General features: G+C 35.1%; 22 protein-coding genes. 21 read left to right on the top strand and 1 reads right to left on the bottom strand.

The genetic code is table 11. The features are described from left to right. Positions 1-138: 138 nt before the first annotated feature. Positions 139-1041, bottom strand: a complete 903-nt coding sequence (locus FD33_RS04465; RefSeq protein WP_056955791.1) for a hypothetical protein — start codon at positions 1039-1041, stop codon at positions 139-141. A 160-nt stretch (positions 1042-1201) separates the two neighbouring features. Here FD33_RS04465 and FD33_RS04460 point away from each other — a divergent pair, with 160 nt between their 5' ends. The 21 genes from FD33_RS04460 to FD33_RS04360 all read left to right on the top strand — a co-directional run bounded on the left by FD33_RS04460 (position 1202) and on the right by FD33_RS04360 (position 22681). Next, positions 1202-1405 carry a hypothetical protein gene (locus FD33_RS04460; RefSeq protein WP_025085391.1) on the top strand — a complete coding sequence of 68 codons (204 nt, stop codon included), beginning with the start codon at positions 1202-1204 and terminating at the stop codon, positions 1403-1405. An 11-nt stretch (positions 1406-1416) separates the two neighbouring features. After that, positions 1417-1629: a DUF2922 domain-containing protein gene (locus FD33_RS04455; protein ID WP_025085390.1), complete on the top strand. Its 213-nt coding sequence runs from the start codon at positions 1417-1419 to the stop codon at positions 1627-1629. A gap of 356 nt (positions 1630-1985) precedes the next feature. Continuing rightward, on the top strand, positions 1986-3413 hold the full coding sequence (locus FD33_RS04450) for a hypothetical protein (protein ID WP_025085389.1): 1428 nt from the start codon (positions 1986-1988) through the stop codon (positions 3411-3413). A gap of 137 nt (positions 3414-3550) precedes the next feature. Further along, on the top strand, positions 3551-6124 hold the full coding sequence (locus tag FD33_RS04445) for a sigma 54-interacting transcriptional regulator (RefSeq protein WP_056955790.1): 2574 nt from the start codon (positions 3551-3553) through the stop codon (positions 6122-6124). Positions 6125-6256: 132 nt separating this feature from the next. Continuing rightward, positions 6257-6670 carry a PTS sugar transporter subunit IIA gene (locus tag FD33_RS04440; RefSeq protein WP_025085388.1) on the top strand — a complete coding sequence of 138 codons (414 nt, stop codon included), beginning with the start codon at positions 6257-6259 and terminating at the stop codon, positions 6668-6670. 15 nt (positions 6671-6685) lie between these two features. Beyond that, positions 6686-7180 carry a PTS system mannose/fructose/N-acetylgalactosamine-transporter subunit IIB gene (locus FD33_RS04435; RefSeq protein WP_025085387.1) on the top strand — a complete coding sequence of 165 codons (495 nt, stop codon included), beginning with the start codon at positions 6686-6688 and terminating at the stop codon, positions 7178-7180. 20 nt (positions 7181-7200) lie between these two features. Then, entirely contained in the window at positions 7201-8046 is an 846-nt protein-coding gene (locus FD33_RS04430; protein WP_025085386.1) for a PTS mannose/fructose/sorbose/N-acetylgalactosamine transporter subunit IIC, read from the top strand. Continuing rightward, on the top strand, positions 8043-8870 hold the full coding sequence (locus FD33_RS04425) for a PTS system mannose/fructose/sorbose family transporter subunit IID (RefSeq protein ID WP_025085385.1): 828 nt from the start codon (positions 8043-8045) through the stop codon (positions 8868-8870). Before FD33_RS04430 ends, FD33_RS04425 begins: the two co-directional genes overlap by 4 nt. Before the next feature lie 3 nt (positions 8871-8873). Further along, complete coding sequence (locus tag FD33_RS04420) at positions 8874-9578, top strand: MgtC/SapB family protein (RefSeq protein WP_025085384.1); 705 nt, start codon at positions 8874-8876, stop codon at positions 9576-9578. A gap of 380 nt (positions 9579-9958) precedes the next feature. Continuing rightward, the gene (locus tag FD33_RS04415) at positions 9959-10918 is read left to right on the top strand and encodes an ABC transporter substrate-binding protein (RefSeq protein WP_025085383.1); all 960 of its coding nucleotides are present in this window, start codon (positions 9959-9961) and stop codon (positions 10916-10918) included. 92 nt (positions 10919-11010) lie between these two features. After that, positions 11011-12030, top strand: coding sequence for an acyltransferase (locus FD33_RS04410; RefSeq protein WP_025085382.1), 1020 nt, complete (start codon positions 11011-11013; stop codon positions 12028-12030). Positions 12031-12148: 118 nt separating this feature from the next. After that, the gene (locus FD33_RS04405) at positions 12149-12430 is read left to right on the top strand and encodes a hypothetical protein (protein WP_235806952.1); all 282 of its coding nucleotides are present in this window, start codon (positions 12149-12151) and stop codon (positions 12428-12430) included. 120 nt (positions 12431-12550) lie between these two features. Then, on the top strand, positions 12551-14275 hold the full coding sequence (locus tag FD33_RS04400) for a glucosaminidase domain-containing protein (RefSeq protein ID WP_025085380.1): 1725 nt from the start codon (positions 12551-12553) through the stop codon (positions 14273-14275). A gap of 148 nt (positions 14276-14423) precedes the next feature. After that, the gene (locus FD33_RS04395) at positions 14424-15173 is read left to right on the top strand and encodes a hypothetical protein (protein WP_056955789.1); all 750 of its coding nucleotides are present in this window, start codon (positions 14424-14426) and stop codon (positions 15171-15173) included. A 161-nt stretch (positions 15174-15334) separates the two neighbouring features. After that, on the top strand, positions 15335-15817 hold the full coding sequence (locus tag FD33_RS04390) for a sigma-70 family RNA polymerase sigma factor (protein ID WP_025085378.1): 483 nt from the start codon (positions 15335-15337) through the stop codon (positions 15815-15817). A gap of 110 nt (positions 15818-15927) precedes the next feature. Beyond that, a complete protein-coding gene (locus FD33_RS04385; RefSeq protein ID WP_025085377.1) occupies positions 15928-16893 on the top strand; it encodes a peptidoglycan recognition protein family protein in 966 nt (321 codons plus the stop codon). A 147-nt stretch (positions 16894-17040) separates the two neighbouring features. Continuing rightward, the gene (locus tag FD33_RS04380) at positions 17041-18468 is read left to right on the top strand and encodes a hypothetical protein (protein WP_025085376.1); all 1428 of its coding nucleotides are present in this window, start codon (positions 17041-17043) and stop codon (positions 18466-18468) included. A gap of 15 nt (positions 18469-18483) precedes the next feature. Beyond that, on the top strand, positions 18484-19284 hold the full coding sequence (locus FD33_RS04375; RefSeq protein ID WP_025085375.1) for a YdcF family protein: 801 nt from the start codon (positions 18484-18486) through the stop codon (positions 19282-19284). A 10-nt stretch (positions 19285-19294) separates the two neighbouring features. Then, complete coding sequence (locus tag FD33_RS04370) at positions 19295-20347, top strand: AI-2E family transporter (protein ID WP_025085374.1); 1053 nt, start codon at positions 19295-19297, stop codon at positions 20345-20347. A gap of 67 nt (positions 20348-20414) precedes the next feature. Then, positions 20415-21851: a Rossmann-fold NAD(P)-binding domain-containing protein gene (locus FD33_RS04365; RefSeq protein WP_025085373.1), complete on the top strand. Its 1437-nt coding sequence runs from the start codon at positions 20415-20417 to the stop codon at positions 21849-21851. A 140-nt stretch (positions 21852-21991) separates the two neighbouring features. Then, complete coding sequence (locus tag FD33_RS04360; RefSeq protein ID WP_056955788.1) at positions 21992-22681, top strand: 2,3-diphosphoglycerate-dependent phosphoglycerate mutase; 690 nt, start codon at positions 21992-21994, stop codon at positions 22679-22681. The last annotated feature ends 211 nt before the right edge of the window (positions 22682-22892 follow it).

Raw genomic sequence — 22892 nt, 5'->3', positions numbered from 1 at the left:
GTTTTTATTTTGTCATTTTTCTAAAGTGGCTAACTTGATTATAAAATTCGCCAAATAAAAAAGATTCAGAAAATTTTAATTTTCTGAATCTTTTTTGAATGTGTCAGACTGAATTAAATACCTGTGTATTATGATTTTTTATTGAATCTTACCATCAGATTCTCTAACGGTTGAACGTCCATCTTTAGCAGCGTTCTTAATAGCACGAACAATATCATTGTCACTCCAAGCATCAACGTTCTTAACACCAGAGTCAGTTAATTGTTGTCTAGCTTTGGCGATGTCGGAATCAGTAATGGTTTTACCATCGACTTCTTTCTTTTCAACATCGAAGTCGCCACCTTTAGCAGCTGGATTATTGCTTTGGTCGCTTGATGAGTCAGCACTACTATTGTCAGTAGAATTGTTGTTGTCAGTTGTAGTTGTTGTAGAACTATCATTATTAGTATTACTGTCAGTATCGGTACTATCTTTAGTATCAGTAGGTAATGACTTAAGTAGGGTATTGGCTTGTGTGTAAAGATCTGAATAATACTTACCCTTAATACCCTTGAATGTTGTGATTTGTTCTAGTAAAGCTTTAGCTTGATCATTAGCACCTTGTTTGATTAATTCTTTAGCGTTTTTGATATCAGCCTTGAAGTTACTACGATTGAATTGAATCTTCTTTACTTGTTTAGTTAATTTCTTAGCTCTGGAAACCATCTTCTTGTTTCCGTTATCTTGATCCGTAACCTTATTCAAAGCTGATCTGGCAGAATCAAACTTACGTTGGTTCATAAATCTCTTCGCCTTGACCAAGTTTTGAGCTTGGATCTTTGAGTCATGTGCTTTGTCAGTTTTTTTCGCCTTAATTGCTGAATCAAAGTGATCAGCGGCCTTTGAATATTCTTTATCGTCTACGGCATCGTTACCTTTAGTCATTTCTGTCTTGTAAGTATCACTACTATTATTAGACTTAGATGCTGAAGAGTTGCCGTTACTGCAGCCAGCTAGCAATAGTGCCACCCCTGTTGTTGCTAGTAATAAAGCTTTTTTCATTTTTGAAATTCCTCCATATAAGTGCTGGTTGAATTATAACATGTTGAGAAAAATTTCAAAAAAGATTTCCGCTTTGGATACTTTCAAACGTTACTATCTGTGTAAGTTACTTAAACCGGCCGGTTAGTTCTTACAAAATATAAAAAAGAGGTAATTAACAATGTGGAAGAAAACAGCAATCGTCGTAACTATGGCAAACGAAAAGTATCCAAAAGGTAAGAGAGCAATTAATTTCAATAATATAGTAGAAAACCCAACTCAAGAACAAATTGATCTCTTCACGCAAGGACTAGTTCTACTATCAGATGGCGATGAACTTTATGGAACAGAAGTTATCAAACACAATACAATGGATGCAGAATAGGGGCGTAAATTATGAAAAGATTACAATTGAAATTTAAAACAGCAGATGGTCACAGTAAGAATTTAGTTTTGAGCTATGTTAAAGCTGATTTAGATCCAGAAACAGTTAAGACAGCGATGGACAAAATTAGTGCCAGTAAGTTATTTGAAAAAGGTGCTATTCAACTTTATCAAGAAATCACTGGTGCCAAGTATGTTGAACGTGTTGAGAACAAGGTATTCTAAGCCTTTTCAGATTCTAGTAAAAATTATTAAAATATTTAAGGTATAAACCTTGAGCCTACGTCTTATTTAGAATAGAATAAGAGTAGGCTCTTTTGGGTTAACAAAATTAATCTAGTCATTGTTTAAACGTTAATTACATGACAATTAGAGTTTTTTTCTTTGAAAAAATTCAATTTTGACTGTAAATGTGTATGAAATGTTACAAAATCGTGATATTTAATACAGAAATGTTACAAAAACAGTGACTTTTTAAATTTCAGTTGATTCACAAGCCAGAGTTTCATATAATGGTTGTCAGTGGGATAGCCCACGACAATTAAAATAATAAATTCTTGTAGTCCAGGGGAGGATTAACATTGAAAAAATCTATTAAATACGCAGGAATCGCTGCTGCCACACTTCTAGCTGTTGCACCAGTTGCTGCTCCTGTCGTTTCAACTACTGCACAAGCTGCTGTTACATCAGTTGCTACAGACCAATCAAAACAAAATAATGCTGTTACAGCATTTGGTAACCAATTTGGTGAAGACACTGCCGTAAACGTAATGAAGAAAGTTAACGCTGGTGACAAAATTACTCTTGGTACACAAAAATTATCAGAATTTGCTGGTAATAATGGTGCTTTGATTAAGACTCCTGCTACTCTTGATAGCATGAATGATCTAATTGGTAGTGACGCTACTGTTGCTGTTTCTGCTAAGTATGGTTCAACTTCAATTAACCAAGATGATCTTACAAAGATCTTGAATGATAAAACATATCCAGCAGTTGAATTCACAATTACTTTGAACTATAACAACTTGAATGATCAAGCTGTTTCAAAGACATATACTGTTAAAGCTACTAGAACAACAGATGACAATAATGCTAATGAATTAAAGACAGTTAATGCTAAGTTCACAACACCTGTTTCAGTTGCTTTGGACTCAACAACAACAAGTACACAATTGACAGCTACAACAGACATTAAGTTGACAGATCAAAATGGTGATGGTGTTGTTGCAGGAACTGTTACACCAAGTGCTAAGTATTACAACACATATGCAGACGCTATGAATGATAACGGTACATCAGTTGTAACAGGTAGCAAATTCACTAAGGCTGGTACATATTACCAAGCAATCTCATTTACTGCAGGTGAAGGTTCATCATTAGCTACATTTATTAGTAACTATACACAAGACCCATCATCATACACTGTATATGTAAATGGTGCTAAAGCATCAGCTGGTTATGACTTCAAGCCAAGTTCTGATAACACAACACTTACATTTGTTCGTGCAATCAACGTTTCAAACACAACTGACCAATGGACAACAACAGATACTACAGGTGTTGTTACTACAAAATCTGCAAGCAAGTATTACACACTAAAGAACGATGACAATGTTACAATTGCTAACCGTGCTTTAGGTGCAAACACACCTTGGAGAACTGACAAAGTTCGTACAAACCAAGACGGTGTAAAACAATACCGTGTTGCTACTGGCGAATGGATCGATGCTGACAATGTTGTTTACTCAAACGGTAACAACAACAACAGTAACAATGGTTCAGGCTTGACAGATATCAAGACTGTTTCAGGTGTTGCTACTTTGACAAAGGCCAAGGGTTACTACATGGCATTGTTCAACGATGAAGGAAAGGCTTATGATAACAAATATCTTGGCTCACCTTCAGCATGGAGAGTAGACAGAACTGCTAAGGGTGCCGATGGTAATACTTACTACCGTGTTGCTACTAGCGAATGGCTACAAGCCGGTGAAGGCGTTTCATTCAAATAATTTTTAATTATTGAATATTAAGAGAACTCGCGTATGCGAGTTCTTTTTTTATGCCATTTTTAGAAAACGGTTGCATGTATCCCTCAGTATTATAAAATTAATATATTAACAATTCTATCGACAATGGGGGCATAATTGTGGAATCGAAATATGAGGTATTAACGAAGTTAAATGATTTGAATTACAGTCACTCGTTGCCAATTAATACTAGTGATTTATCCCAACAGGTTAATCTTAGTCGTTCAGTCACTAGTCACTACTTGAATCAGCTATTAGAGGATGGACTGGTGGTTAAGTTAGAAGGTCGGCCGGTTCTGTGGGATTTGACCGAATCGAAAGCTAAAAAAGAAGTTTTACCATTTAATGATTTTATCGGATCGAATGGCAGTCTGAAAAATGTTGTTTCTCAATGTGAAGCGGCGGTAAATTATCCACCTAATGGATTAAGCATTATTATTACTGGAAATAGTGGTGTTGGGAAGAGTTTCTTAGCTAAACAGATCTACAATTATGCAGTCTCCTCAAAATCAATTCCCAGCAGTGCGCCATTTTTGACTTTGAACTGTGCGGACTATGCTAATAATCCGGAACTACTCTCAAGTATTCTATTTGGATACGTTCGAGGGGCTTTCACGGGCGCCAATGATGATAAGAGTGGTTTGTTGGAACAGGCCGATGGTGGGTATCTCTTTCTTGATGAAGTTCATCGCTTATCAAGCGAGAATCAGGAGAAACTTTTCAGTTTCATCGATAGTGGTTCTTTCATGCGAATGGGCGAAAATAAGCAGACTAAGACTTCGAAAGTTCGATTTTTGTTTGCCACCACAGAAAAAACAGATGACGTTTTACTAGAAACTTTTCGTCGACGAATTTCAATTGCGGTTCACTTACCGGATTACCATAATCGACCACGGAATGAACGTTTAAGTTTAATCTATTCAATTTTTTATCATGAAGCACAAAAGATGCAAAAACCATTAAGAATTGACGATGGTGTAATTGAGTCATTGATCAATTTGAAATCGGATGGAAATATCGGTCGTTTGAAAAATATCATCAAAGTTAGTTGTGCTAATGCTTATAAAGACCAAAAGCCCAACGATGAAATTAAGATTCAATCTGATTCAGTTATCTTGAAACAGAAATCCTCCGATACAGGTAATTTCGTAGATATAGATCCAACACATCAATATAATTTTTCCGAAGTTTCGATTGGTGATTCGTATCAGAAGAAAATAGAGAAGATTATCAACGATTTGAGTTCTTCGGATGTTAATTCTTTCCAATTTCAAAGTAAGAAAGCCATTCACGATATTGAAAAATTAGAACAGTCGGTGAAAATAAATGAACTGGATCAACCAACTTTTCTGAAATTTCAAAAACAAATGGAAAAGGTAATTGAACGTCGTTTTGGTATTAAAGATATTGCTGATATTAGTTCAATCATTTTTAAACTTTATCGTTCTAATTTTACTCTGCCTGTGGAGAACTTGGATAAACTTGATAAAAAGTTACAGAGCCTTTGCCCACGATCTGTTCATGTAGCTGACTGTTTCTTTAGAAGTCTTCATTATCGGTTAACAACAAAGTATCATTCATTAGGAATAGTATTGGCAATTTTGTTGAGTGATCACGTTGATGAATCGATAAAGTTGAGAGGTCTGTTATTGGCACATGGGGAATATACAGCTACCAGTATTCAAGCGGTAGTCAATCAACTCTGTGGCAATTATATTTTTGATGCAATCGATATGCCGATCGATACGGGCTTGGCTGATATTGTTCAGAAAACTAAGACATTATTCGATTCTTACGATACTTCGAATGGCACAGTGATGATTGTCGATATGGGGTCACTTAATCAACTTTATTCTGAAATTAAGAATCATCTTAATGGTGATTTGTTAGTGGTTGATAATCTGACAACTGCAACGGCTTTGGATGTGGCCTTAAAAATTCAAAGTAAAGAAAAGTTTAAAGCAATCGCGGCTGCGGCTGAAAGTGAATATGAAATTCACAGCCAGTATTATTCGGGCTATTCAAATAAGAAGAATATTATCATTTCTTGTATCTCTGGTTTAGGGATATCGGAGAAAATCAAAGAGACAATGTTACCTTATTTTTCTAAGGATATTCAAATTAATACGCTTGATTACTATGATTTGAAGAAGAATATCCATCAGAATGACAATCATTATTTCGATACAACGTTGTTCGTTTTGACAACGACTAGTTTGCCAGACGATTTCAATATTCCTAATATTAATATTTATGACTTGCTGGATGCCAAGGGTGAACAGAAGTTGACCAAATTATTAACGCCATATTTGAAAGCTGATGCGATTGATGATTTAAATCAGGAATTATTACGTTTCTTCTCGATTGAAGGGGTCAGTGAACGTTTAAGCTTCTTGAATCCTAAGATCATCATCAAAGAAGTTGAAACAGTAATTTATAAGTATGAGAGTTACTACAATCTTAAATTGGACGGGAAAGTTAAGCTTAATCTTTACATGCATATCGCTTTGATGATCGAACGTTTGATGGTTCGTAAATCGCAGAAGATGCCGGAAATTAAACCAACTGAAGATGAGCAAGAATTCATTTCAATTTCCAAGAGTATCTTTCAGCCTTTGGAATTAAAGTACAATGTGGAAGTTAATGACTATGAATTATCGTTAATGTATGAAGTGTTCAAGCAACTGTTTTAGTGTTCAAAATAAAAGAGAGCTAGTGTTTAATCTTAAACACTAGCTCTCTTTTTGTCTTCAGAACGGGCTTTTTAAAAGTTGGCATGAAACTTGCTTATATAAAGGTGAAGACAAAACAAGGAGTAAGGGGATATGAATAAAATTTTAATTGCAAGTCATGGTCATTTAGCCAGTGGCGTTCAGAGTTCATTGGAAATATTAACAGGTATGGGAAACAAGGTCACAGTAATCGATGCTTATGTTGATGATCACGACTATGTACCAGATATTAAAAAGTTCATTGACGAGCTAGATGGTCAAACGGGAATTATTTTCACTGATTTATTTGGAGGAAGCGTAAATCAAAAGGTCATGCTTGAAGTTGCTGACCACGAAAATGTTTTTGTGATTACTGGCACGAATTTGCCAATTGTTTTGTCAGTTGTTTTGGAAGGGGAAGAAATAACCAAAGCAAAACTGGAAGAATTGATTGCGGCTAGCCAAGTACAGTTAGTTGAAGAACCAAAAGATGATACAGATTTGTCAGATGACAGCTTTTTAGAATAATTGGAGGAAAAAATTATGATTGCACAATTAAGAGTAGATGATCGTTTAATTCACGGACAGGTAGCCCTAGTTTGGACTAAGGAATTGGATACACCAGGAATCGTCGTTGCTAACGACAATGCAGCTAATAACGAAATGGTTCAAATGACTTTGAAGATGGCCACACCAACAGGTAAGAAACTTCTGATCAGATCAGTTGATGATGCTATTAAAGTTTTCAACAATCCCAAGGGTAAAGGAATGCGCATGTTTGCTTTAACTAACAACGTATCTGATGCTTTGAAGATTGCACAAAATGTTTCTGACATTGATGGTATCAATGTAGCAAACGTTGGTCGTTTTGCTGATAAATCAGAAGGTGAAACTCATCAAGTTGGTAGTACTTTGATGTTGAGTGACAAAGAATTGGCAGCTTTGAAAGAGTTGACTAAATTGGATGTTCCAGTCTTTCAACAAGTTGTTCCAAGTAATCCTAAGTCTTCAATTGCTTCAATGCTTAAAAATAAATAAGGCCTGAGGGGGAAATAATTATGTATAGAGAAGCGTTTTTAGCCGCTTTGACCGTTTTCGTTTGTTACGGTGGAAATTGGCTATTCGGTCAAACAATGATTGAACGTCCACTAGTTGTTGGATGTATTGCCGGTATTATTTTTGGAGATATGCGTGCCGGAATTATTATGGGAGCTTCACTGGAAGCTATCTTCATGGGAGCTGTTGATATCGGTGGTGCTTTGTCAGCCGAACCAGTTACCGCTACTGTTTTAGCTACAACATTTTCAATTGTATTGAATGTTAATGAAAAAGCTGCCTTGGCCTTGGCTGTGCCTATTGGAGTTTTAGCTGCTTTTATTTCTATGTTTATGAAGAACGTCGTAATGAACTTATTCGCACCACTTGTTGATAAATATGCTAAGGATAACAATCCTCGTGCTATAGCAATCATGCATTATTCAATGTGGTTTATTAATTACTTTGTATTCTCACTAATTACATTCTTTAGTGTCCTTGAAGGGGCAAAACCAGTTCAACATATGATCAACAGTATTCCCGATAATCTGATGGCCGGACTTTCAGCTACTGGAGGACTATTACCAGCCGTCGGATTCGCTATTTTGATGAGAATGCTTTGGAGTAAGAAATTAGCTCCATACTTCTTCTTAGGATTTATTATGGTTGCTTATCTCAACTTACCATCCGTTGCTGTTGCAGCTTTAGGTATCATCTTAGTTCTAGTAATTAGCTTCAAAGACAAACAATTATTAGATATGGAAAACAAACAAAAGGAATTAGAGAAGAGACCAGTAGCCGCTGCCGGAGCTGGAGTTTCTAACAACGAAACAGCTGAGGAACAAGAAGAGGAGGACTTTTTCTCATGAAATTAAACGAAAATATTTCAAAAGAAGATCGTAAGATGTTAAATGGTATCTTCTGGCGTTCATTCACCGTTTTTGCCAGTCGTGCCGGTGCTACAAAAGCTCATGCTCCCGGCTTTATTTACTCAATTACACCTGCTTTGAATCGTTACTACAAAGACGATCCTGAGGGCAGATGTGAAGCCATGATGCGTCACACAACTTGGTACAACATCACTCAAAATGTTGGTACCTTCGTTATGGGATTAGTTGCTTCCATGGAAAAGAAGAACGCACAAGAAAAAGACTTCGATGCAGAATCAATCGTTGCTTTGAAAACTTCCTTGATGGGTCCACTATCAGGTATTGGTGATTCAATTTTCTGGGGTGTTATTCGTGTTATTGCCGCGGGCGTTGGTATCAGTTTGGCTACACAAGGTTCAATCTTAGGACCAATCTTATTCCTATTGATTTACAATATTCCTTCAATTTTAACGAGATATTATTTAACATACATGGGCTTCTCACTAGGTTCATCCTTCATTGAAAAAATTTATGCTAACGGAAGCATGAAGATTTTGAATAAGGCCGCAAGTACATTGGGTCTTCTAATGATTGGTAGTATGACTGCAAGTATGGTTAAGTTTGAAAGTAAGCTATCTGTTCCTATTGCTGGTGGCAAGCCAATCTTGATTCAAACTTATTTAGATCAACTATTCAAAGGTTTGATTCCATTGAGTATCACACTTCTTTGCTACTGGTTATTGAGCAAGAAAGTTAACGTTAACTGGATTCTATTAGGCGTCTTAGTTCTGGCTATTATCCTAGGACTACTTGGTGTTGTTTAGTTGATGACTCAATTGGATGCCATCACAGTAATTACAAGATTGTTGATGGCAACAGTTTTTTCCGGAGCCATTGGGATCGACCGAGCCTATAAACACCGACCTGCCGGATTAAGGACGCACATCTTGGTTTGTTTAGGAGCTTGTATCATCGCAATGATTCAGAAGAACTTAGGCTTCAATGCATTAGCAGTTGCTCAACAATATCCTCAATACAAAGGAATACTGCGAGTAGATGAAGCTAGACTGATAGCGCAAGTTGTCAGTGGAATTGGATTCCTCGGTGCAGGAACGATAATCGTTGAAAATCATTCAATCCGAGGATTGACCACAGCAGCTAGCCTTTGGGTCGTAGCTTGTATCGGAATCGCAATTGGCATGGGTAACTATATTATTGCAATAAGTGGATTTTTGGTGGTGTTTGGTGTGGTAGCATTTTTGAAAAAGATTATCCGGATCAGTCCGGTACGAAAACTAAAAGTTGAATATAAGCAAAAAGTAGAAACAAAGGAATTTATCGATGGTTACTTTAAGAAAAATAAAATCTCCGTTGAAGATGTGAAATTCCGCGTTTCCAAATTGAATAACAACAATAGTATTTATACCAACATTTACTCGATTGATTTTGGCAAAAATGTTGATTACGTAGATATCGTTGAGAATCTATCAATGAATGAAAATATTGTTAAGGTGGAAACTATTAACGTGTAATGGTTTTGTGAAGTATGCCGTCTTCCGCAAAAATTGGGAATGCTGTTGGAACGCTATGGGCACGATTTGAAACTAATTATTTTACACTTCGTGCAAAATAATGGATTTCCAAAGCCGGTAACAATGATCTCATAGCTGAACGCATTCCCAATTTATATTGGTTAATACGGACATTTTTTAGTGTTGATAATTTTGAGGTAGAAAACATAAAATAAGAAAAGTGAAACTAGTCGGTAGCAAAATCTTTGTGGACGGACGGCATCCAGCACCAACCAAAATTTAAATTATAAAGATTTGCTCAATTAAGCACAGTTATGGTAGAAAAAACAACTCTCTTTACGTTATGATGAAACTTGAATAATGAAAAGGGAGTTTTTATATTGAAGAGCTTAAAGAAAATAAGTATCTTTTTAGTAGCTTGTCTTTTAGTACTTAGTTCATTCTCATTTGTTGGGATAAAGAACGTTCAAGCTGCTGATACAGATCAAGCACAATATACGATAGGAACAACTAAAAATATTCCTTCCGCTGTTGCCGAGATGGGTAAAGATTTAAATTCTTATACGAACAACAATTTAAATGTTGATATGAAAGCTTATGATTCTACTAAAGAGTTAAACAGTGCCATTGCCGATGGAACGGTTAATGCAGCTGTGACTGATTTGGTAAATTATGCAGCAATTTCTAAGAAACATTCCAATTGGAAAATTGCTGGTACTATGCCGGGTTATTATGGTTTAGTTGCTAACAAAAAATATAAGAACGTTAAGAAATTAAAGGGTAAGACAGTTGCGGTTGATAAAACTGATTATTCAATGTTCTATCTAAAGAAAGCTTTGAAGAAGAGCAGATTAAAATTATCTAGTGTTAAATTAAAGCAAGTTGATTCTGAAGCAGATCGTGTCAGTGCATTGAAGAGTGGTAGTGTCGATGCTGCCGTTTTGCAAGATCCATCGATGACTGAAGCTAAGGTCAATGGTGCCAAGGTTTTAAGTAAAGATAAGATCAGTGCCGATAATGGCAATGTTTTGATTGTTAATAATGATTATGCTAAGAAGAATATTTCTAATACTAATATTCTATGCAACGTTATCAAGCAAGAAGTTAAAAAAATCAATAAGAGTAACATGTACATCATGCTTAACAAGACCTTTACTAGTTATGGAACTAGTGACAAGGCTGTTGCCAAGTTGAATAACCTGGATGTTAAGTTTAAGACAATACATAAGGTTAAGAAATCTGATTTCAAGAAAGCTTTCAAGTATGCTAAACAACAAAAGTTATATAATGGCAAGATTAATTATAAGAAAGCTAATATGAAACTTAGACAAGTGAAGTAATCAAAAAAAGTTCATCTAAGGATGAACTTTTTTCTTGCCCAGCTAATAATGGTAAAATATTCTTATTATTTAATTGATTTGAGGAAAATATCTTGAAGAACAAAAGACTAATCTATGTTGATACGATTAGAGTCTTTGCGATGTTATTGGTGGTTTTGGCACATTCATGTGCTGATGATTTAGCTAATCGTCAACCAACCTTAAAGTGGGGCGTCGTAAATTCCATCGTTATAGTGACAGAAATTGCAGTACCACTCTTTTTCATGATCAGTGGTGCTATGGTTTTAAATAGTAGAAAAACTTATGATTTAAAATACCTATTCAAGCATCGTCTAGTCAGAGTTGTCGTACCATTCTTACTTTGGTCAGTCGTGTCAGCTTATTTGGCTCGTGCCATGTCAGGTCCAGTTGATATGGGAGATTTTACCAATACATTGTTGATGATGTATCATAAGCCAGTTTTGATAGCATATTGGTTCATGTATCCATTGATTGCCTTGTATTTGCTGTCACCGTTTTTGAAAGCTATTGCCGATAAAATTGATGACAAAATGTTAATGTATTTACTAATTCTTTGGGTCATCATTGATATTGCATTGCCAACATTAACAACCACAACGCCTAAAAATATTGGAGTTTACTTCAATTCCTTTGATTTAGGACGGGTTGTTGTTTCTAAGGATATTGGATATTTCTTTATTGGTTACCGAATTTCCAAGATCGATAAGCATACCTTAAAACTTAATATGAATATCTTAATTGCGGCCGTGTTAATGGCGATTAATATTCTAATCAGTTTTATCAGCTTGAAACCAAGTCTACAATTTTTGAATACTATTGCTAACATCAATACACCGATTATTGCGGCATTAGTCTTCATGCTTTTCAAACGTTTTGAAACAAGTTATGGTAAGGGATTTGCAAGAGTGATTGAATTGATAGCACCGTTGACCTATGGAGTCTATCTAGTTCACGGATTATCGATACAAGTAGTTATGAAGTATTATGTAAATGCTAACTTCTTATACGTATTCGTTTTAGCAACTGTCTTATCGCTATTAGTAATTTTGATTTTAAGCAAGATACCAGTTGTAAAGAGATTGTTCACTTAGAAAAATTAAAATGGCATCTATTCAGAATTTCAATTCCCGTAATAATTAGGGAAAATGAAGAATCTGAATAGGTGCCATTATTTTTGCTCATCATTGCGGGTCATTTTTTCACTCATTAATGTATAATGTAACTAATATTAACTTTAAAGGTGGTATTGCAATGCTTGAAAAAGTACAAGGAATCGTTAAAGTAACTCAAGACGATCGCTACGTTGTTTTCTTATTTGATAACTATGAAGTTAACCGTAAAATGCTTCAAGACAAATACGTTAAAGGTCAAACTGCTTGGTATACTGATGCCAAGGGTACAGGTGAAGACGGAAAAGAATTTTATCGTATAGCTGAAGATGGCGAATGGATTGAAGCTGAATACGTTGAATTCATTCCTACTGAAGATTAGTGATTTGAAATCATTAAAAAAGTTTAAAAATATTCAAATTTCTTAAGGTTTTATTGTCGAATTCTAAATCAAATAGTAGTCTAAGCATTAGATATACAAGAATTTGGGAGGAGACAAATTATGAATAAAAAATGGGTTGCCTCGACGGCATTAGCAAGTTTTTTAGCCGCTGTGGGTATTTCTTCTAATACTTCTCCAGTTAAGGCTGCTGTTTCTGATGATGAGGGTAATCAAACTGATGACCAAGATCAAAATACATCTGAGACTAAAGACACTACTGTTGCTAGTGTAATGGACAAGAGTGGTGCACCAATTAATGAGGATGCAGCCGATGCTATTGAGGCTAATCAAAAATCAGGCAGAAGTAGTGTTTTGCCTGCTAATGCAGTTGCTGCATTGACACAAGCTGGAACAACTAAGGGCGCTTCGACTGCTCAACAAAAGGTTTATTTAGCCAAGGTTGCTCCACAGGCACAACAAGTTGCATCAAAATACAATCTGTATGCTTCAGTAATGATGGCACAATCTATTTTGGAAAGTAGTTGGGGTACTTCAGTATTATCATCGCAATATAATAATTACTTTGGTATTAAAGGAGACTATCAAGGTTCATATGTCTCACTACCAACCCAAGAGTGGAGTGCCGATAAAGGTTACTACACTATTTATGCTAACTTTAGAAAGTATCCTAGTGTTTATGCATCTTTTGCCGATAATGGTGATAAGCTACGTAATGGTATTCAGGGAAACAGTGCTTTCTATAAGGGTACGTGGAGAGAGAATACCTCTTCTTACAAGGATGCTACAGCTTGGTTACAAGGACGTTATGCCACTTCGCCAACTTATGCGGCTGTATTAAATAATATAATTGAGAGTTCTAATTTGACACAATATGATGGAAAAGCCAGTACAAATGGTACTGACAATGGAAATGTAATTGAAGGTACACAAACAAAATTAAACGATGTTGTAACAATAACTAATAAGAATTCGGCACATGTTTATATAAATGCTGATAAAATAGCTGCTAACCGTACTTTAGCTAATGGCACTAGATGGATAGTTACATCCAAAGTCGTTAAGTCTGATGGGACAACTTATTATCAAGTCTCGACAAATGAATACGTGAAGGCTTCAGATGTTCAATTAGATTCTGAAAAAACTAATCCACCAGTTAATATTGCTGATACAGCAATTATTATTAACAAGAGCGGTTCTGTAGTTTATCGTTTGCCTAACTTGAATACGGCCACAAATCGAGTTTTGCCATATCAATCTGCTTGGATCACAACTAAGTATGTGTTGGATAATTCGGGTAATAAATTCTACTTTGTAGGTAACGATTGCTATATTAAAGCAACCGATGTTTCCTTGAAGTCAACACAATCAAATGGTGACTATACTAAGGATAAAGTAGTATCGTATCCTGATATCGTTAATATCACCGCTAATCCAGGGGCTAAAGTTTATGATGATAAACATAATCTTTTGGCGGTCAGTCTTTCAAATAGAACTGATTGGAAAATTGATCAGAAGTCTACTCATTCAGATGGTTCTATTTGGTATCGTGTAGCTACTAATCAATGGGTTAGTGCTAATGATGTTCAAGTTAAAGGATCTAACTATGTAACTAGTGTTAGTGGTATGGCTAAGATCAACTATATCCCCGGATATGGTGTTAACGTCTATAACAGTCCTGCTGCCAATAATAAATTTACGGGAACTCGTCTAGCCGATGGTACGACTTGGCGTGTAACCTCAAAACAAATCGTTGATGGTCAAACTTGGTATAAAGTAAATGCCGGTTGGGTCAACGGGAAGTACTGTATTTTCAGTGCGGATTAGAAGCCCTCAGAGGCTTCTTTTTTTTGTACAAATTACGTAAATTTTTTTGAAAAAGTTATATATTTCGGTATCTTCAAAATACACATTCTTGTTATATTGTTAACGTACTCACGAGATGTGAGAAAATATAACAGGAGGGATTATCCTGATGAATGAACCAAATTTGGAAGTGATGTCAAAAGTGATATCGAAGGGAAAAACCAGTTTACTGAAACTTTGTGAAAATTTTAAAGTAGATTATAAAATTGAGGCTTTATTGGATATTTCAGATACTGCTATTCCGGGAAATACAATTGTAGTTCATGCTGAGTTAGATACCTTTATAGATCCACGAACGACTAAACAAATTATGAATGAGATGTATTTAATTAATGGAATAGGTTTTGCCATGACCAAATTCTTGGTAGATTTCTATGGGATAACGCATTACACACCCTTTGTGTATGGGGATGTGGCTTATATGCCAATGACTGGTGCTAGTCGAAACAATGCTGATTGGATTGCTGTTCACTTTTTGGAATGCTATGAACAAGTAGAAAAGAAAGCTTATTTTGTTACGAAAAGTGGGCATAAGATTCAATTAGGCTTTCCAAGAGGAATTTTAGAAAGAAGATTACACAATGTCTATTTTTTAATGAAGTGTTCCCTAAGAATATTAGGGATGATGATCAATATTGGCAGTTGTCATTTGGAATATGAATGTAATAAACTATTTTCGATGTATGATCGATGTCGGTGTGACTTACATTCTCGAATTTGTTTATTAAACAGTTTGCCAATGTTTTATTGGAATCTAATTGAATTTATGCTGATGAATCAAGGAATCGAAGGTTTAGGCCAAAATGAAACAAAGAAGTACTATCATCAGAATTTGACCAGAATCAAAAAATTATATTAATTGCCAAAATCAAAAAAGAATGCCGTTTATGGGCATTCTTTTTTGATTAGTCGGAAAGAAACTATATTTTTAGGGCGTTTTAGCAACTAAATTTTCTAGTTCAAATTAGTTATTCTAGTGTTACCACAAGCGCTTGTGAGTAAAACTAGGAGATACTCACAATGAATCTAGAATTAGGCTTTCAGCAGGCATTAGAGAATCAACAATTAATTTATGGAGCTTTGAAGCGAGTTCATATTTATGTGACTCGTTGTGATTATGAAGATTATTTTCAAGAAGCAGTGATTATTTACGCACAGACTTATTTAAAATATTGTCAGAGAAATCAAGATCCAGATAAATTTAAACCGTATGTGTTTCAAAAATTAGTTTGGCGTTTAACCGATATGTTGCGACAAGAGAAACAGTATTTTGATTTTCATAGTTTAGAAGAATTCGATTTTCAGAGGGTACCGGAATCAGAAATTACTCAAATTGATTTTGTTGATTGGCAAAAATTATCTGAATTGGAAAAAGAAATATTGCAAGAACATTTCATGAATGGGATTTCACTCAAAATAATTGCTCAATATCATCATCAGACGACTCGTAACCTCAGATACCAACGAGATAGGCTTTTGAATAAATTACGAGCAATGAATTAAAAACGAATTTTACTATCTGTTTACATATTTGTTACTTTTGTCAAAAATGCTTTGAAAATTGTTATAATTTATGGGTTAAGGAAATTAACATTGGGAAGGAAATATATATTATGGTTTCGAAGAAATTAATTACAAGTTTAGCTACTTCAGCTACACTTGCAAGTGTCGGTTTTGCAACTGTTGGACAAGTGGTTCCACAACTAGGTTCACAAGTTCAAACAACACAAGCTGCAACTTCAGCAATCAACGATTACATCAATAATAACAACATTAAACCAGTTTCAATTCAATATCGTGCAGGAACATTTAACAAGATGTTCGGTTACGAGAACGGTGTTGGTAAACCAGAAGGGGTCGTTATTCACGAAACTGCAACACCTGGTGCTACAGCCGAAAATGAAGTTTCATACTTCAGTTGGTCATGGCCAACAACACAAACTTATGTTCATGCTTTTGTTGATGATAAAGAAATTATAAATATTCATAGTGCTGACTATGGTGTTTGGGGAGCAGGTCAAACTGCTAATAGCAAATACATTCAAGTTGAGTTGTGTCGTGTAAATACAACAGATCAATTTGCTAGATCCGTTGCTAACCAAGCTTACTACGCAGCCTTTAGATTAGTTCAATATGGATTACCATTTACACCTGGTAAGACAGTTCTTTCACATAATGATGTTTCAAGAATGTACAAAGAAACAAATCATACTGATCCAGTTGGCTACTTTGCTCAATGGGGTTACAGCATGGATCAGTTCTATGACTTAGTTGGTAAGTATTATAACCAATTAAAGGACAGTAACACTAACAACGGTGGAAATGCTAATACTAATAATGGTAACCAGGCAAGTAACATTGGAATTCTTAGAGTTAAAGATGGTTCGAAAGAATATATTTCTCTATATTCATTGAATAATGATACTATGTCTAGAATTACGAACCGTGCTTTAGGTACTGGTACTGATTGGCAAATGGATCAAACTAAAGTAGTCAACGGTACTAAGTATTATCGTGTTGCTACTAATGAGTGGGTTCCTGAAAGTTCAGTTGGACAAATTATCAAACCACTAGCATAATTTCAATATAAAATGAAATATTCTTTGATAAGAAATTATTACAAAAGACACGCTGAAAAGCGGGTCTTTTTTTGCTATGATTATTTCATAATAGGGGTTAGTCTGGAAGTTGTATAATTGTCTTCAGAAAGGCATTGAGTGAACAATATGGTTAAAAAATTCTTAGCGGTTCTTGGAATTCTTTGTTTGTTCCTAACGATCTTAGGATGTAAGCCAAAGGAAACTGATGAGATAGTTTCCAGTAACAAAACTTGGTATTTGTATCAAGATCAGGGAGAAAACGATACTGTTTCAATTAAATTTTTAAAGAACCAACGAGCAGAAATTAAAGATGTTTCTACTATTAATGGAAAGGTCGGTATTAACCGATTTGATAATCAATTTAATAATCCAAAATACGTTTTAAATCGTGATGGTAGAACAATTACCTTCAAAACGGCTAAAAAAGATTTAGTCCTAAAAATTGAAAAAACTTATCATGAGAATGTTTACGGTAAGCATATGAAAGGCTATTCGGTGTCTTCTGGTGGTGATACCTATAAATTTGCTTATATTACTAAGGTAGACAAACCGTCTGCTAATGCTAATTCTAATAAAAAAGATTTATCTCAAAGTATCTCCGCTAAGCAAATGCCAGATCATATCATCGATGTTAATAGTAATTCCAAACCGTTAACGGCTAATAATGCGATGATAGGTAATTATAATTTCAAAACAATTATTGATTATCGCCGGACTGATGGGAATCTGACAATCAATCAGAATGGAACTTATCAGTTAACTTTGACGGAACATTCGGCTCAGAAGTTAAACGATGATACTGACAGTAAGGTCGTCATGGAAACGTTAATTGAAAGTGGGCAGGTACAGAGTTTATATGGTAAGTACTATTTAACTCCAAAGAATCTATTGACGATTAATTACTATTATCATGGACAGAATACTGATCGACTTTTGCCTAAGAGTGTTAATTTGAAAGTTAATTCGAAGGCTACGGGAAATCAAATTAAACGGGCCAATATCAGAATTGAGACGGATTCTAATCAGTTGTATTTGTATTCGGGAGACTATACGGTCCGTGTTCAGGATGGTCAAAGTAATAAGAATGGTAATTTGTTAACTAAGTCAGATACAGCACAAACTGATTTGAGGATGGCTATTACACAAACCCAGGACTATTACAATAAATATAAAGAAAGTCCATTATCATCGAATGCTGATTTAATGCAATTGGCAGGGGCCATTTCGGATAATAATGATAAAAAAATTGGCAATTTAGGGGTCAATTTTGGTGGTCAGTATGGAACTAACTTACAACCGACTGACTACCAGGGAATTAGTGTTAATGGTAGCAAACAGCCATTAATGCAGTATATGTTTTTAGTATCACCTTCAGCTTATTCTCAAAATGGACCAGCTGTTACAACTACTAAGGGTAAATTCTTAGTTTATGGTTCATTGGATAATCGATTATTTCTTTTGAAACAACCAGATAAAGATTCAACAACAGTAACTTGGACTTTAGTTAAGGACTTTCCATTGAAAGTTCCAAAATTAAAATTCAGTTTAGATTAAGCCATGGAGGGGAATATGACTTATTTATTAATGCTTGCCGTATCGGCGATTGAGGTAATGATTATTTATAAAATAAGATATGCCTATAGTCGCCTGCCAATCTTTGCCATAATGGTATCAATTATCACTATAACGGCGTTATATTCAATTTCAATTTTGTCAGTGGATAAATATTTGCGAGCTTACACATTCAACTTTGCAACGGTGGATTTGGTCTTGTTAGTGATTATGTTAGTTTATATGTATCAAATGAAACGTGATTTGCGAGACTTACCAGTTGCTAAGCAACCAGATTTTTTGGTCATTTTAGGTAATAAATGTATGGGATCACGAGTACCGCCAATTTTAAGTGAACGCTTGGAAAAAACAATTCAGTTGTACAATAATTTTGAACGTAAGCCCCAAATTATTGTCAGTGGATCTAAGAGTTCAGAATCTTCATATGAGACCGAAGCAGAGATGATGCGTAAGTACTTAATAGACCACAATATTCCAGAATCAGCTATTATTAAAGAAGATGAGTCAATCAATACGGTACAGAATCTAGAGTATTCAGCGATTGAGATCCATCAAACTTGGCAGAAAAAAACACGGCCAAGGGTTATTATAGTAACAAGTGATTATCATATCCCCAGAACTAAATGGCATGCCAAAAGATTAGGCTTAGAGGTTCAATTTGCAGCAGCTTGTACCGTTAGAATGTTGAAATGGCCAGCAATGTTTCGTGAGTTTACGGCGATCGTTTGGTATCATCGCTATTCATTGTTGACGTTATTGGGAATGGATTTGGTATTTTCACTAAGTATGTGTATGTGAGGAGTTTTATATGAGTTTGTACGATAAGTTCGTTGATAACAAACGATTGAGAAGATTCACACTATTAGCTTTAGTTATATTGCTGATCTATCTTTTTAGAGGGATGATGAGTTTATTTCTATTAACTTTTACTTTTACCTTCTTGTCAGTTCAATTAGTTCGAGCCATTCAAAGAAAGTTTCCCAGAGTCAAACCAATTTGGGTGATAGCACCAGTTTATCTGATAATTATTGCATTATTGGTTTTTGTCATTGCTAACTATGTGCCACAGTTGATTACACAAACGGCTAAAATGTTTTCATCATTACAGAAGTTTTATGAAAGTAAGGAAGTTCGTTCGAATCCTTATTTGAATGTTATTTATAATTATTTGCAACAAATTAATTTGGATAATCAAATTAAGGGAGCCATCACGCAAGTTGTAAACTACATCAGCAGTGTTGGTGCAGTCGGATTCAATATTGTTGTCTCATTCTTATTGAGTTTCTTCTATGCTAGTCAGGTAGAACAAATGAATTCCTTCGGAAGACAATTCTTGGACAGCAATTATGGTTGGGTATTCTCTGACTTAAAGTATTTTGGACAAAAGTTTGTCAATACTTTCGGTGTTGTTCTGGAAGCACAATTGATGATTGCTGTTGTTAATACAGCCTTGACGACAATTACTTTGTTGTTCATGCAGATGCCGGGGATTATTGCTTTGGCAGTGATGGTCTTCATCTTGTCACTGATTCCGGTAGCTGGAGTTATTATTTCAATGATTCCATTGAGTTTTATTGCCTACACAGTTGGTGGTATTAGATACGTTATCTATATTATTATTATGATTGTTATTATTCATATGATTGAAACGTATTTCTTGAATCCACAATTCATGTCCAGTATGACTCATTTACCAATTTTCTTTACATTCGTTGTGCTGATCGTTTCAGAGGAATTGATCGGTACGTGGGGATTGATCATTGGTATACCAATTTTTGTTTTCTTCTTAGACATTTTGGGTGTTCATTCAATTACCAAGAACTCCAAAAAGAAAAGAATAAAATTAAAGAAAACGTTATAATTAACTTTAAAGAAAACTTGTCATATATAATGAAGATAACTAACTGACGTAGATAGGAGATTAAGTTATGTCATTTTTTGATAGAAAAAAGAAAGACAACGATGATAATTATTCTGATCCGAATAATTCTTCTTATCAGACACCTCAACAACCAGACCAAAATAATTTTGATCCTAGTCAAGGCCAATTCAATAATGACCCGAATATGGGGATGGGGACTCAATTTATACCTAACAATCAAGATTTTAATAATGGCAACAATAATTATTACTTTGGGGCACAAGAACCTCAATCTCAAGCGCAGGCACCTGTTCAACCAAATCAGCCAGATAATGAAGATTGGGAATACACTGAACAAAGTTTACAAAATACTTTGGATCAAAGTGCTGACCTTAAGTCGCAATTACGTAGTCAATTATTAGCTGACCGTAGTTATTGCAACCATCTTTTAAGAACAGTTGGTAGTGATCAAGTAGATGAGAGAAGACAAGTAACAGACCGCATCAATGATATCAATGATTCATTAAAAGAGTGGTTCGGAACTGATGAGATGGCCAATGAGATCTATTTAGATCCTAATACAAATTATTTCGTCTTTACCGATGATTTGCCTGCCAATCCAGATAGTAACGTCACAGCAATGTGGCAACAGATGACAATGACTTTAGCTGATCGGGGATTATTGGCTAATGCAATCTCTGTTACTTACAATGACCAAATCGACGCAACTTGGATGAATTATCAAAATGCTGGTTTTGTTGATGGAAATGCTTATTTATTGAATATGTACAATGATTTACAAGGTCGTAATTTAAATGTTTCTATCACGCCCGCTGAAATACCATTTGATGCAGATTATCGTGTTCAACATGTGACTGATAAAGTTGATAAAATTTTGGATGCTAATGATAAATTAGTCATGGAAGTTTCTCGTGATTCCAATCATCAATTACAAATTATTCGTCACTACAAAGATGATCAACTATTGAGTCGTGACATTTTTGATGTTAATGGAGTTATTTCGGCTACCCAATTTTACGATCATCGTAATGCCAATAAAGTAGTTCGCGAAAACTTCTATCGTCAGGATGGAACACTTGTCTTGATTAAGAGTTATACAGGTGACGAACCTTATATTCAGCTCTTCAGTGAAGGCAACGTCTTGATAAGTACATTTGACAGTGATGAAGATTTAATCGTCTGGTGGCTTAAAAACCAGGCTTTGAAGCAGAGCACATCGACTATCTTTGTTTCAATTGGATCGGACTTCTATAAGAAACTTTTGTCACTACGTGATAGTGGAATTGAAGTTATTCCAATTGTGATGAAACAGAGTGAAAATGCTGATCAAATTTCCAACTTGATTGATGGCACTGATAAAGTTTCTGCAGTGATTGCGGGAACTGATCAAGTAAATACTTACTTGAATAAGAATGCTAAGAATAAGATGGACATCACAACTTTAAAGGAAATTGAAACACCAATTTATAAAGAACAAAAATAAATTTTCATTAAAAATATTTTTTCATGAGAATGATGCCAAAAATTAGTCTTTTGGGCTAAATTAAGTGTCACTCTCTTTTTTTTATTGGCAATATCGTGTAAAATGTAGATTGTTAAAGAAATGAAAAGAGGATCATATAAATGGCAAAATTAGTTTTCATTCGTCACGGACAAAGTGAATGGAATTTATCAAACCAATTTACTGGTTGGGTTGATGTTGACTTAAGTGAAGAAGGTGTAAAGCAAGCTCAAAATGCTGGTAAACTTCTTAAAGAATCTGGCATCCAATTTGACCAAGCTTATACATCAGTATTGACACGTGCTATCAAGACATTGCACTACGCTCTTGAAGGCTGTGACCAATTATGGATTCCTGAAACAAAGACATGGAGACTTAACGAACGTCACTACGGTGCACTTCAAGGTCTTAACAAAGCTGAAACAGCTGAAAAATATGGTGATGAACAAGTTCATATCTGGAGACGTTCATACGATACATTACCTCCACTATTGAAAGCTACTGACGAAGGTTCAGCAGCTAACGATCGTCGTTACGCAAACTTGGACCCAAGAATCATTCCTGGTGGCGAAAATCTTAAAGTTACTTTGGAACGTGTAATTCCATTCTGGGAAGATGAAATCGCTCCTAAGCTATTAGACGGCAAGAACGTAATCATCGCTGCCCATGGTAACTCACTACGTGCTTTGACTAAGTACATCGAAAACATCAGTGATGCTGACATTATGGATGTTGAAATGACTACTGGTGAACCAGTTGTTTATGACTTGGATGACAAGTTGAACGTTGTAAGTAAGAAGAAGCTTAACTAATTTTTGATTAGTTGAATATTAATAAAAAACGCCTATATACAGAGTAAATCTGTGTGGGCGTTTTTTTGTATAAATGGTGAATAAAGGAGATAGTAAAATTTTTAGACGAATAAAACAAGACGGACCGACCTGTTTAATTTATGAATTCATTAATGGTTGGATTGAAGTCAATATTTGAGACAGGTTTTAAGAGACATTCAGAACCGCGTTT

The organism is Companilactobacillus paralimentarius DSM 13238 = JCM 10415, assembly GCF_001434985.1.
Taxonomy (GTDB): Bacteria; Bacillota; Bacilli; order Lactobacillales; family Lactobacillaceae; genus Companilactobacillus; species Companilactobacillus paralimentarius.
The sequence above is the reverse complement of the archived record's forward strand: the minus strand, read 5'-3'. Positions and strand labels throughout refer to the sequence as shown.

Bases quoted from the DNA above. Each gene is read 5' to 3' on its own strand.
- FD33_RS04435 (WP_025085387.1), top strand. From the start codon at position 6,686: ATGATTGCACAATTAAGAGTAGATGATCGTTTAATTCACGGACAGGTA.
- FD33_RS04365 (WP_025085373.1), top strand. From the start codon at position 20,415: ATGTCATTTTTTGATAGAAAAAAGAAAGACAACGATGATAATTATTCT.
- FD33_RS04440 (WP_025085388.1), top strand. From the start codon at position 6,257: ATGAATAAAATTTTAATTGCAAGTCATGGTCATTTAGCCAGTGGCGTT.
- FD33_RS04430 (WP_025085386.1), top strand. From the start codon at position 7,201: ATGTATAGAGAAGCGTTTTTAGCCGCTTTGACCGTTTTCGTTTGTTAC.
- FD33_RS04360 (WP_056955788.1), top strand. From the start codon at position 21,992: ATGGCAAAATTAGTTTTCATTCGTCACGGACAAAGTGAATGGAATTTA.
- FD33_RS04400 (WP_025085380.1), top strand. From the start codon at position 12,551: ATGAATAAAAAATGGGTTGCCTCGACGGCATTAGCAAGTTTTTTAGCC.
- FD33_RS04370 (WP_025085374.1), top strand. From the start codon at position 19,295: ATGAGTTTGTACGATAAGTTCGTTGATAACAAACGATTGAGAAGATTC.
- FD33_RS04395 (WP_056955789.1), top strand. From the start codon at position 14,424: ATGAATGAACCAAATTTGGAAGTGATGTCAAAAGTGATATCGAAGGGA.
- FD33_RS04385 (WP_025085377.1), top strand. From the start codon at position 15,928: ATGGTTTCGAAGAAATTAATTACAAGTTTAGCTACTTCAGCTACACTT.
- FD33_RS04455 (WP_025085390.1), top strand. From the start codon at position 1,417: ATGAAAAGATTACAATTGAAATTTAAAACAGCAGATGGTCACAGTAAG.
- FD33_RS04420 (WP_025085384.1), top strand. From the start codon at position 8,874: ATGACTCAATTGGATGCCATCACAGTAATTACAAGATTGTTGATGGCA.
- FD33_RS04380 (WP_025085376.1), top strand. From the start codon at position 17,041: ATGGTTAAAAAATTCTTAGCGGTTCTTGGAATTCTTTGTTTGTTCCTA.
- FD33_RS04460 (WP_025085391.1), top strand. From the start codon at position 1,202: ATGTGGAAGAAAACAGCAATCGTCGTAACTATGGCAAACGAAAAGTAT.
- FD33_RS04425 (WP_025085385.1), top strand. From the start codon at position 8,043: ATGAAATTAAACGAAAATATTTCAAAAGAAGATCGTAAGATGTTAAAT.
- FD33_RS04390 (WP_025085378.1), top strand. From the start codon at position 15,335: ATGAATCTAGAATTAGGCTTTCAGCAGGCATTAGAGAATCAACAATTA.
- FD33_RS04375 (WP_025085375.1), top strand. From the start codon at position 18,484: ATGACTTATTTATTAATGCTTGCCGTATCGGCGATTGAGGTAATGATT.
- FD33_RS04405 (WP_235806952.1), top strand. From the start codon at position 12,149: ATGTATAATGTAACTAATATTAACTTTAAAGGTGGTATTGCAATGCTT.
- FD33_RS04465 (WP_056955791.1), bottom strand. From the start codon at position 1,041: ATGAAAAAAGCTTTATTACTAGCAACAACAGGGGTGGCACTATTGCTA.